Origin of the sequence: Pelagibius sp. Alg239-R121 (genome assembly GCF_947331435.1) — a bacterium.
Taxonomy (GTDB): domain Bacteria; phylum Pseudomonadota; class Alphaproteobacteria; order Kiloniellales; family Kiloniellaceae; genus Denitrobaculum.
The window spans coordinates 1-10,658 of sequence record NZ_CAMZOF010000027.1; the positions used below are offsets into that span (position 1 = coordinate 1).

8 protein-coding genes and 2 pseudogenes are annotated in these 10,658 nt (G+C 55.0%); 5 read left to right on the plus strand and 5 right to left on the minus strand.

Annotated elements, in window-relative coordinates; translation table 11 throughout:
- The 3 genes from QMZ18_RS36545 to QMZ18_RS36555 form a co-directional block, all read left to right on the plus strand.
- On the plus strand, window positions 1-423 hold a 423-nt coding region (locus QMZ18_RS36545), incomplete at its 5' end, for an EAL domain-containing protein (protein WP_282611384.1).
- A gap of 674 nt (window positions 424-1,097) precedes the next feature.
- A complete protein-coding gene (locus QMZ18_RS36550; RefSeq protein ID WP_282611385.1) occupies window positions 1,098-1,286 on the plus strand; it encodes a hypothetical protein in 189 nt (62 codons plus the stop codon).
- 472 nt (window positions 1,287-1,758) lie between these two features.
- Window positions 1,759-2,067, plus strand: coding sequence for a helix-turn-helix domain-containing protein (locus QMZ18_RS36555; RefSeq protein ID WP_322097699.1), 309 nt, complete (start codon window positions 1,759-1,761; stop codon window positions 2,065-2,067).
- A gap of 4 nt (window positions 2,068-2,071) precedes the next feature.
- Here the strand turns inward: QMZ18_RS36555 and QMZ18_RS36560 are convergent.
- Window positions 2,072-2,767, minus strand: a pseudogene (locus QMZ18_RS36560) (IS6 family transposase).
- Window positions 2,768-2,820: 53 nt separating this feature from the next.
- Between QMZ18_RS36560 and QMZ18_RS36565 the strand changes: the two are divergent.
- Window positions 2,821-3,039 (plus strand): annotated as a pseudogene (locus QMZ18_RS36565) (DDE-type integrase/transposase/recombinase); the annotation flags it as partial.
- 332 nt (window positions 3,040-3,371) lie between these two features.
- Here QMZ18_RS36565 and QMZ18_RS36570 read toward each other — a convergent pair.
- From QMZ18_RS36570 to QMZ18_RS36580, 4 genes are all read right to left on the minus strand, one after another.
- Complete coding sequence (locus tag QMZ18_RS36570) at window positions 3,372-3,740, minus strand: response regulator (protein WP_282611386.1); 369 nt, start codon at window positions 3,738-3,740, stop codon at window positions 3,372-3,374.
- A 187-nt stretch (window positions 3,741-3,927) separates the two neighbouring features.
- Window positions 3,928-4,305, minus strand: coding sequence for a helix-turn-helix domain-containing protein (locus tag QMZ18_RS36575; RefSeq protein WP_282611387.1), 378 nt, complete (start codon window positions 4,303-4,305; stop codon window positions 3,928-3,930).
- A 174-nt stretch (window positions 4,306-4,479) separates the two neighbouring features.
- Window positions 4,480-4,782: a DUF1127 domain-containing protein gene (locus QMZ18_RS37190; protein WP_367575975.1), complete on the minus strand. Its 303-nt coding sequence runs from the start codon at window positions 4,780-4,782 to the stop codon at window positions 4,480-4,482.
- A gap of 161 nt (window positions 4,783-4,943) precedes the next feature.
- On the minus strand, window positions 4,944-5,087 hold the full coding sequence (locus tag QMZ18_RS36580; protein ID WP_282611388.1) for a hypothetical protein: 144 nt from the start codon (window positions 5,085-5,087) through the stop codon (window positions 4,944-4,946).
- 267 nt (window positions 5,088-5,354) lie between these two features.
- On the opposite strand from QMZ18_RS36580, the gene QMZ18_RS36585 reads away from it, so the two are divergent.
- Entirely contained in the window at window positions 5,355-10,418 is a 5,064-nt protein-coding gene (locus tag QMZ18_RS36585; RefSeq protein WP_282611389.1) for a hypothetical protein, read from the plus strand.
- Window positions 10,419-10,658: the final 240 nt, after the last annotated feature.

Below are 10,658 nucleotides of genomic sequence, written 5' to 3' on the forward strand. Positions count from 1 at the left end.
ATCACGGAAGGCATTGCGATGGAGGGTGGTGCGGATACCTTAAACACGCTTTACGAATTGAAAAAACTCGGTGTAAGGCTGTCGATTGATCATTTTGGCACCGGCTATTCTTCGCTTAATCGCCTTAAGAACTTCCCGGTCGATAATTTGAAGATCGATCGGTCATTCGTGCGGGGCATCATGGTCGATGCCCACGATGCAGCGATCTGTTCGGCTGTGATCAGCTTAGGGCACAATATGAACATCAACGTGGTCGCGGAAGGCGTTGAATCAGAAGAGCAGCTCAAATTTTTGGCGGAGCGAAATTGCGATGAGGCCCAAGGGTTTTTGTTAAGCCGACCAATCGACGCCGACAAACTTAATGACCTCCTGCATCTCAAAATCCTCTCGCCTCTCACGGTCGATTCAAGAAAAGCAGGTTGATGAGGTCAGTTGCCAACGAACAGCGTCAGACGCGGCGGAAATCAGCAGCGGTAAGTGCGGCGATCGCCGCGCTCCGGATCCAGTGAGTAGTCTACAATCAACGAAGCGCCGTGAGCTGCGGAAAGTACAGGCTGCATCAGTTATAGATCGTTCACTCGCGGTTCGGAAAGTCGGCCGATAACTTTATCGCCAAATTCGCCATCAGCATCTTTCGACCGTATGTCTTCACCAAACGCTGAGTCCTTAGCCGACCGATGCGGCCGCATCGGTCGCAACTGACCTCGAGCATCGATATTGTCCGCTCGACGCAGCCAAGACTCCGCGCACCGATCATCGAACGACCTTTACGCTAGGCGCGCCGGATCATCAGCGCAATTCTTTAACCACCATTGAGGTAATTTTGTTGCAGAAAAACCCCAAATAGGTGAAGTTGGCCCTGCAGCGTCAACGGGCGCTGTGGGGCGTAGCAACCCCTCACAACACTCGGCTCCATGGCCGGGTGGCGCTTGCTGGTCCAGGGCTCCTGGCCTAAAGGCAGTGCGCCTGTCGTGTTGTGCAGGTTGCTAACACCCGGCCACCAGTCCGGAATCGCTCCATCATTATAGTTTTCCAGCCGCCAGGTGCCTTAGGCGTTGCTCAACGCGGGCATCTTCTGTTGTGGCCGGAAGAGACTGATGGGTATGCATACTTCTCCCTGGAAAATTTCAACGCCCTCACAGGTTGCCCAGACAGCCATGGACGTTTTTCTAGATCCGGTTTGGATGTTAAGTGAGCGCATTAAGCAGGCTAGGTCGGAAGGGGACGCAGAGGCCGAACGCTTCTTTTCCACCGCATTGGTTCTGCTCAACGACGGAACCGCATAGCTTGATAGAAGGTGTCGAGAAAGAGATTTATGCGCACGAGGCAAGCCGCCTTCGCTGACTTCTCGAAACGTCGACTCAAAGAGCCCTTCTACTACGATACTGCAAAGATCATCTGATAAGGGGTTTCTTGGACGCCGATGTCCTTGGACATCATTATAATGTTCTCGGCACCGGCTCAGGTGATCGAAGAGGGGCAGAATTTATCCCTTTCGAGCAGACGCTAACTCTTTAATCAATGACCTTGTAGCTGTCCTCATGTCGGGCTCCAGTTTCGCAAAATCCCTCAGAAGGCCAATTTCCAGTTTCCCAACCGGCTTCTGCTTGGGATCGGAATCCTTCTCGTCCAGGCCATAAAAAAGGCTTCAGATCGCAATGGCCAATTATACCAACTTGCGTGGCATCCGACTCATGAATGAGTTGCGTGCTGATGGAGCAATGTGATTCGTCATGGCAAACGATTACGAGGTTTGCCATGCCTGCTGCTATTGCTCTTCGATCTGATTTTGATGGCGGTTCTCTTCGAGAATTTGCGAAGGGTTCGAAGGATGCCAAACAGACCCGTCGTCTGCTTTGCCTGGCGTTAATCTACGAGGGCGCTCGGCGTAGCGAAGCGGCGGGCCTTGGTGGCGTTACGCTTCAGATCATCCGCGACTGGGTTCTGCGTTTCAACGCGGAGGGTCCTGCTGGTCTGATTGACCGTAAATCCCCTGGCCCGCAGCATAAGCTGAGTGGCGTTGTCACGGTAACAATTTGCAGTCTGTGGGAGTTTTTGGCACGTTAACCGTTTAGGCTGCAGTGACTACCGAATGCCATGTCTTCTTTGCTTCTCGGCGAAAATACCGGAGTGTCGTTCGAGAAATCAGATGACGTTGGAAGTTGAAGACATTGTAGATCGCAGCGTGGGTGAAGAGGAACCGTTGGGCTGACGCAGGCGATTTGAAACTCTGCATTCGTCGCTCGCGTTGTCGGACAGGCAAGTGCGAGTTTTCAGCCCGATTGTTGCTCCTTCCGCCGGTAACGTGTTTGCTGATCATCCCAAGTTCTCGCAGCGCAGCACCGTAGGACGGGAGTTTGTCTGTTACCACGGCGTTAGGTGCGCATCCCTGCTTGTTGAGCAACTTTCGCATCAAATTGAGAGCTGCTTTCTTACTTCGACTGGATTGAACCAGAACGTCCAGAACCTCACCCTCGCTGTCAACGGCGCGCCAGAGATACATGCGCTTGCCATTGATCGAGACGAATGCTTCATCCAGGTGTTACTGTGAAGCGGCTCGTGGACGCGCTCGCCTTAGCTTTCGAGCATAAGCCCGCCCGAACTTCAGCGACCAGCGTCGAACTGTTTCGTAACTCACATCGATGCCACGCTCCGCGAGCAGATCTTCAACGTCTCGAAAGCTCAGCGGGAATCGAAATTAGAGCCACACGGCTTGTTGAATGATCTCCGCTGGAAACCGGTGACGGCAATAGTTGACTGTCTTCATCGGAGCAGGCTATCAGCAGCGACAGCCAATGCCATCCATTGCCGTGACAACACCATCTGAGCAATCGGCTCGAGAGCGATCACGGCAAGCTGAAGCGCCTGATCAATCCGACCCTCGGCTTCAAATACATGAAGACCGCCTATGCCACCATCAAAGGCTTTGAGATCTTGCGCATGTTCAGGAAAGGTCAGTTCGATCGCTGGTTCTATGGAGAAACAGGACCAAAAGCAGAGGCTAAACTCATCAACCGTATATTCAATCTCTATGCCTGAAATCCGTCAAAAACCAAGACGACTCTGTCTTCAGCGGATGTTTGCAACAGGGCCGTCTGATGAAATCAAGCAAGACATCCTGCTGCATCTCCACCAAAAAGCGGTACTGCTTGGTCGCGATCTCTTCCATGGCTCGAGCAAACTTTCCGGCGTTAACGTGGTCACACTCTTCTCGTGTGGCGTGGGTCCCTGATGTCCTTCGTTTTCTTCGCATGCTATTTGCCACTCAGGAATTGGGACCCAGAATTAGATTCGTTAGTCGGGAAGACAATACTAGTTGAGCGATTCTCATCGGCCCAGATCGCAAATCATCAGATAAGCCAGTCTAATGATTACGCCGCAAGGCACCTCTCAACAGCTTCCAGCAAGAGGTCGTTGCGGATGGGTTTGTGAAGGGCTTCAGAGGCGCCACAGCCTTTCGCTAAGTCGAGAAAGTGGACATTGCTTATGCGTGACGCTCCCGAGATTGCAATTGTCCGCAGGTCAGGGGCGGTTTTTCTAATCTCGATGATCAACTCCAGGCCATCTTTTTCCGGCATGACGATATCTGCAATGACCAGGTCGATCGAGTGCTCTTTGATAACTTTGATTGCTTCAGCTCCATCGGGTGCGGTCACCGCTTTGTGACCGGCGCCTGTAAGGAGGGCGTAAAGCATTTCACAAATCAGTATCTCATCATCGACTATCAGTATTTGTGCCATTTATTTCTCCACATAAACAAAGTAATGCATTCTTTCATGTGAGTTGTGTAAAATATATAATTTTGACTGTTAGCGAGTTTTATTGAAAAAAGAAAAATAAAACAGTCAACGGAACATAAGAAACGAGTTTTAAGTTTACATATACCCACACATTTTTCGTTTGAAAAGCAAGTTGCCATTTACAGAATTACGCCGTCCTGGTTTTGTCGAGCGCGAGAACGAGTCCGTAAATGCTCTTCTTGATTTCAGTAGAAGAAATAGCTTCGAACTGGCGCATCAAGCGCGGCGTTGACCGGCCGGCATCAGCCGGCATTTGCGTATCCCGTGCATCGTCCTGCTTGTAATCGGCGAAAAATGCCTCGATGTTTGTCTCAAGCACGGCGGCAAGCTGATAGAGTCGGCCGGCGCTGATCCGGTTCTTGCCGTGTTCATATTTGTGCAGCTGTTGAAACGAAATTCCGAGCCGGCGTGCGACCTCCTGCTGCGTAAGGCCGACTTCGTCGCGGAGGCTACGGATTCTGGCTGCGACGTGCGTGTTGATCGAAGCTTGAATATCTGAAGACATGTCGGTTCCACCTTTCGCCGGATCGTTATTTCTGGAGCCAGAAAAAATACGTATCAGCGCTTGTTAAAAGTTCAGAGGGCGATTCACGTTCATGACTCTTCTCCGTCACGAACGGTCGCTCTCACTCCTATGCCAACCAGGCCGCATGTGTTTTTCGCTCGTTGTGTTGCGGCTCTAGGAACGGCTTGTCGTTGTGGCATGGTATCCGGACGACAATGCTTGTTTTGATCCAGCTCGGCCGACCGCAAAATTAGATCGTCCGTCAATCAATGCCTCCACCATCGAGACAATCTGAGAGCGGTCCAACCCTATATCCGTCAGGCAGTAGTCGCTTAAGTTCTGGAGTTCACGGATCGTGGTGCGCCGTCGGTGCCAACGGGCAATCCCTTTGATAATTCGGCTAATTGCGGCGGGACTCTGCCGGAAGCGCTTGCCGGGGTTAGAAAGTTGATAAGCTGGGTTCATGGAGTCCTCCATTGAATTCCGGTTCGACCACTCGCGGCTCACCTGTCCTTCGAACCCAGGTAAGCCACTTTCTCCTGGGATTTCTCCGGTGTCGACTTTCAGGTGAACTACGGAGTGTCTCGTGTTTTCAACAAATGTTTAAACGAACAATATAATGTTTATACAAATTTTGTTTACAAAAGATGAAGTTCATGCGAGAGGGCAGGGCGTTTGATCAGGTCATTCTGGTCGCCGTGGTTCTTGTGGTGACAATCTTCGCACCAGGCGATCAGAGTGATATTGGCATCCGCCATGGTGCCAAGGTTCAAATCATCCACTCGACGGCCCTTTCATTATGTTCGGCTTTCTGCTGATGAGCGATTTTTCTGCACCCGTTGCAAAACCCAACGATTATGCAATAGAGACATTTTAAAAAATCCTATTGCGTGTGATAGCGTCAATATATACCCTCATAGGTGTAGTCGGTATTTTGACGCCGAGATGCTGATTGCCGAAGACGTAGAAGCCGGACCACTCCGCACAGGTCCGGCTTCTTTCGTTACCGGCTCAAAGGCGAGTCAAGTCAAGTTAAGGAGACACCCGAGATGATCGAAGACCTTTCGCAGGGCTTTGAAGAGACAAACTTTGAATACACCGCAACCGACTCCGACGGCAACAACGTGCCGGTTCTTGTCAACGATCTGGAGGTTACAATCGTTGACGAAGATGATTTGGCTGCGGGAAGCCACCGATCGGATCCGACGAGTGTAACTGCAATTCTCGGGGTCGATTTTGGCGCTGACGGCACCGGGTCCGTGAGTGCTGCCGACGGTCCCGCGGGGCTGACCTCGAACGGCGCGCCCGTGATCTACAGTTACGATGTCGACAGCCAGACGCTGACGGCCTCAGTCAATGGCGCGACGGTTTTCACTGTGGTATTCGACGTATCGGCGGGAGAGTTTGGCGAGTTCACCTTCAATCTGGAAGGCCAGCTTGATCATTCCCTCAGCGGCGAAGATCTCCTCAATTTGGGGATTTCCTTCACCGCGACCGACAGCGACGGCGACTTCGTCGAGGGCACGGTCAACGTCAGGGTGATCGATGATGTTCCGGCCGCTGAGGACAACGTCGATACGGTCGAGGAGAACGCGGTCGCGACCGGCAACCTGATCACCGACGCCGGACCCGATGGGGTCGACGAAGTCGGCGCGGACCAGCCCGGCGTCATCAGCCGGATCGTCCACGACGGTGTGACCTACGAGTTGAATGCCGATGGCTCTGCTCTGAGCGTGTCCGGCGGCGACCCGGCGCCGGTGGAGAATGTTGACTACAGCTTCGATGGCACGACCCTGGTCATCAACGAAACCGAGCAGGGCGGCAGCCTCTCGGTCGTGATGACCGGTGACGATGCCGGCGACTACAGCTATCAGGCAGCGGATGCCGATCACGAGACGGAAACCGCGACAGCGGGCTTCGAACGTGAAGAGAGTTTGTATAAGTCGATTGAAGAATGGGTGGCTTCTTTCGAAGACCAGGGTTTCACGATATCTGCGTCCCGCTGGAACAGCGAGACCAACAGCTACGATGAGGGCATCGAGCTCGAAGCGGAAGAGCTGTGGATCGAAGACAGATATCTCTACGGCGGCATCGGTACTGTCCGCGGCGATGACGGCGGTGACTGGGCGGAAACCTCTTATCGCGATGTCGAAGGTTTACCGGAAGGAGCGGCTTACGAGTTTATCGAAATCGGCCTGCCCGGACCGGCTGACGCGGCCAGCTTGACCATCGGGGCGCTTTTCAACGGTGATCTCTACGATTACGGCTTTGTCGAGCAATTGATCGTGGAAGTGTCGAGCGACGGAGAAAACTGGGAAAGGGTGACGCTCGAAACCGTGCGCGGTGACTATGACGGTCTCGTCACTGTAAATGTAACCAGCGAGGAACCCTTCAATTACATTCGGGTGACGCCCGTGGACAACGGTGCGTCGAGCTCGAATAACAGTGACTTCGCGATTGTGGGTGTCACGGCTTATGACTGCACGCCGGTCGAGGAAACTTTCGACTACACTCTGCGCGATGCGGATGGCGATACCTCAAGCGCGACCCTGACCGTTGGCATCGAGCCCGGTGTGGCCGAGCCGACAGTCGAAGTCCAGGTTGAGGCCGACAGCGGCACTGTCGAGATCGAGCGAGACATGACCGGCACAGCGCAGGTTACTGCGACAGCTTCGGGCGATGACGTGATCACGGATTTCGAGATCACCGGCCTGGATCCGAATGCGGTCTACGACTTCCGCCAAATCGAGCTGGATTATCCGGGGGCGAGTGTTACGGTTTCGGAAGATGGCACCTCGGCAACGGTGACTGGCTTGAACGCCGCGTCGGTTACCACCAGCTTCGAGGTCACGGCGCCGTCCGATAGCGACGTAGATCTCGGGAGCCTGACGGTTACGGCCACGGCTCGGGACGAGGGTCACTGCCATGCCGACATTACGGCGACGGCAAGTGCCTCAGCGGAGGTCATCGTCGATGATGATGACGTTCCGGTCGCAAAGGACAACGTCGATAGGGTCGAGGAGAACTCTGTCGCCACGGGCAACCTGATCAGCGACGCCGGACCCGATGGGGTCGACGAAGTCGGCGCGGACCAGCCCGGCGTCATCAGCCGGATCGTCCACAATGGTGTGACCTATGAGCTGAATGCCGATGGCTCCGCTTTGAGCGTGTCCGGCGGTGAAACGGCGCCGGTGGAGAACGTCGACTACAGCTTCGATGGCACGACGCTGGTCATCAACGAAACCGAACAGGGCGGCAGCCTCTCCGTTGTGATGACCGGTACCGACGCCGGCGATTACAGCTATCAGTCGGCGGATGCGGATCATCAGAGAGAAATCGCGACAGCCGGTTTCGAACCTGAAGAGAGCCTGTATAAGACGATTGAAGAATGGGTGGCTTCTTTTGAGGATCAAGGCTTCACGATATCTGCGTCCCGCTGGAACAGCGAGACCAACAGCTACGATGAGGGCATCGAGCTCAATGAGAAAGAGCTGTACATCGAAGACGGGAACCTCTACGGCGGCATCGGCAGCGTCCGCGACGAGGGCAACGGTGACTGGGCGGAGACCTCTTACCGCCCCGCTGAGGGACTAGCGGAGGGTGCGGCTTACGAGTTTATCGAAATCGGCCTGCCCGGACCGGCTGACGCGGCCAGTTTGACCGTTGGGGCGCTATTCAATGGCGATCTCTATGATGATGGCTTTGTCGAACAGCTGATCGTTGAGGTTTCGAGTGACGGAGAAAACTGGGAAAGGGTGACGCTCGAAACCGTGCGCGGTGACTACGACGGTCTTGTCACTGTGAATGTGACCAGCGAGGAAGCCTTCAGTTACATACGGGTGACGCCGGTGGACAACGGTGGACCGGGTCATACCAATAGTGACTTCTCGATTGTGAACGTCACCACTTATGACTGCGCCCCGGTCGAGGAAACTTTTGACTACACCCTGCGTGATGCGGACGGCGATACTTCGAGCGCGACTCTGACCGTGGGCATCGAACCGGGCGTGGCCGAGCCGACGGTCGAAATCCAGGTTGACGCCGACAGTGGCGCGATTGAGATCGAGCAAGGCAAGACCGGCACGGTGCAGTTCACTGCGACAGCTTCGGGCGATGATGTGATCACGGATTTCGAGATCACCGGCCTCGATCCGAATGCGACTTATGACTTCAGCCAGATCGAGCTGGATTATCCGGGGTCGAGCGTTTCGGTTTCGGAGGATGGCACTACGGCCAAGGTGATTGGTTTGAATGATGCGTCAGTCACAACCAGCTTCGAGGTGACGGCGCCTTCCGATAGCGACGCCGATCTCGGCACCCTGACGGTCACGGCCACTGCGCGGGACGAGGGTTACTGCCATACCGACATTACGGCCACCGCGAGCGACTCCGCGGACGTCATCGTCGACAATGACGTGGCGGAAGACCCCGATCTGGTGGTCGGCAGCAACGACAATGACGAAGCCTCGAGCGACACACCGCATCATGTTCCCGGTGAAAATTCGCCTACAGAGGGCGAGATCCTCGGCAGCGACAGCGACGATATCCTAAGCGGTGACGTCGGCGGTGCGGGCTCCACGGACGTGGCGGTAAACGTCTCCTACGTGATCGACGTGTCGGACTCCATGAGCTTCGTCCGGGTCAATATCCCTGACTATCAGACCTCGGGACCTGATGCCGACGCCTACTTGTTCGAAGGCCTGCCGCCGTTCTCGTATGTGCAGTATGGTGACGCATTTGAGGACTCCGTATACGTCGACAGCTCGGGCACGGCTATTCTGAGCGATGACCAGATGGGCGATCTGATCATCCGTCTGCCGGACGGTACGCTTGATCTCAATGAGCCAAGCTTCAACGTTTCGGTTCAGCCCTTGGTCTACACCGACAGCGGCGCAGAGCGCGTCGGCGAACCGCGCAGTGAAAACGTCGACCCGAAGGAAGCCGGTCTCGTCGAGGCCAAGGAAGCTTTCACGGCCCTGCATGGCTCCCTACGTGATCAACTGACAAACAACAGCCTGACGACATTCCAACTGGTCGCCTTCAACGGTGACGTGGTTGTCAATCAGGTCTTCACCTACGATGCGGTCGATGATCGGTTTGAGAATGAGTCAGGTGAGGCTCTGGAGAGCGTGATCGCCAGCCTGGGAGCCTCGGACGGCACGCAGTTCGAAAACCCAATGCAGGCGGTTGAAGACTTCCTCAACGAGGACGACCGGCATGACGGCGCCATTAACAAGGTCTATTTTCTGAGCGATGGCGAAGACAACGATGGCTACGACGCCTCGATCGATTTCGAGGGGATCGATGTCAGCGTCCATGTCTTCGGCATCGGTACGGAGATCGTGCCCGAGCAGCTGGCTCAGGTCGCAGGCGAGGGCAATGCCGACTCCACCACGGTCATCGTCGAGGATGCGAGCGACCTTTCGACCCTGCTCGGAGACCAGACCCTGACGATCCTGAACGAAGTCGGTGAAGATGAGATCATCGGCGGCGAGGGCAATGATTTGATCTTCGGTGACGTGATCGATACCGACTGGATGCTCGACCCGGTCGAAGAGGGCGGCTTGGGCGCGACCGGTGAAGCCGGAGGTGGTTACCAGACGCTGGTCGACCACTTGACTGCGACTCTCGGACATACGCCGAGCAAGCTCGAGGTCATGACCTTCATCCAGGATAACCAGGAACGTTTCGTTCAAGAGTCTTCGGACGACACCCGTGGTGAGGCAGACTTGATCGACGGCGGTGAAGGCGATGACATCCTACTCGGGCAGGGTGGTGCGGATATCCTGATTGCCGGCGGGGGAGACGACCAGCTCTTCGGTGGCTCGGGCGACGACACCTTCGTGTTTAGCCTTAGTGTGAACGAAGGCACCAACACCATCTTCGACTTCTCCGCCGATAGTGGCGACCTTTTGTCCTTCGACGATGTGGTGGATGGCAGTGATGCCGGCACGGACATTGGTATTGAAGATGCGGTCGCTTCTTTCAGCAAGACTGGCGATGTAGTCACGCTGGAACTGCAGAGTGGTTCGACGGTGGTGTTCCAGGATCTGGACGATGCCTTCAACGATCTGGCCGATCTGGACACCAATACCCTGATCAACGGAGCCTGATTGCCGAACATACGGAAGCCGGACCCCGGGAACCTGGTCCGGCTTCTTTCGTTCGTCTTCGGGGAGAAGGGCGGGAAGCTGCCCTTCGCTGCATGAAGCTTGAACTGGTGCTTTGTGGACAGATCTGACATCTGGCTTGATCCGATCCATGTCCGCTAATGACGGTGGTCTCAACAGGTGGCCGCAACACTTTAGTCTTTGAGGAAAGATGGAGTGTTGGACATGAAGTATCGTCGCCGT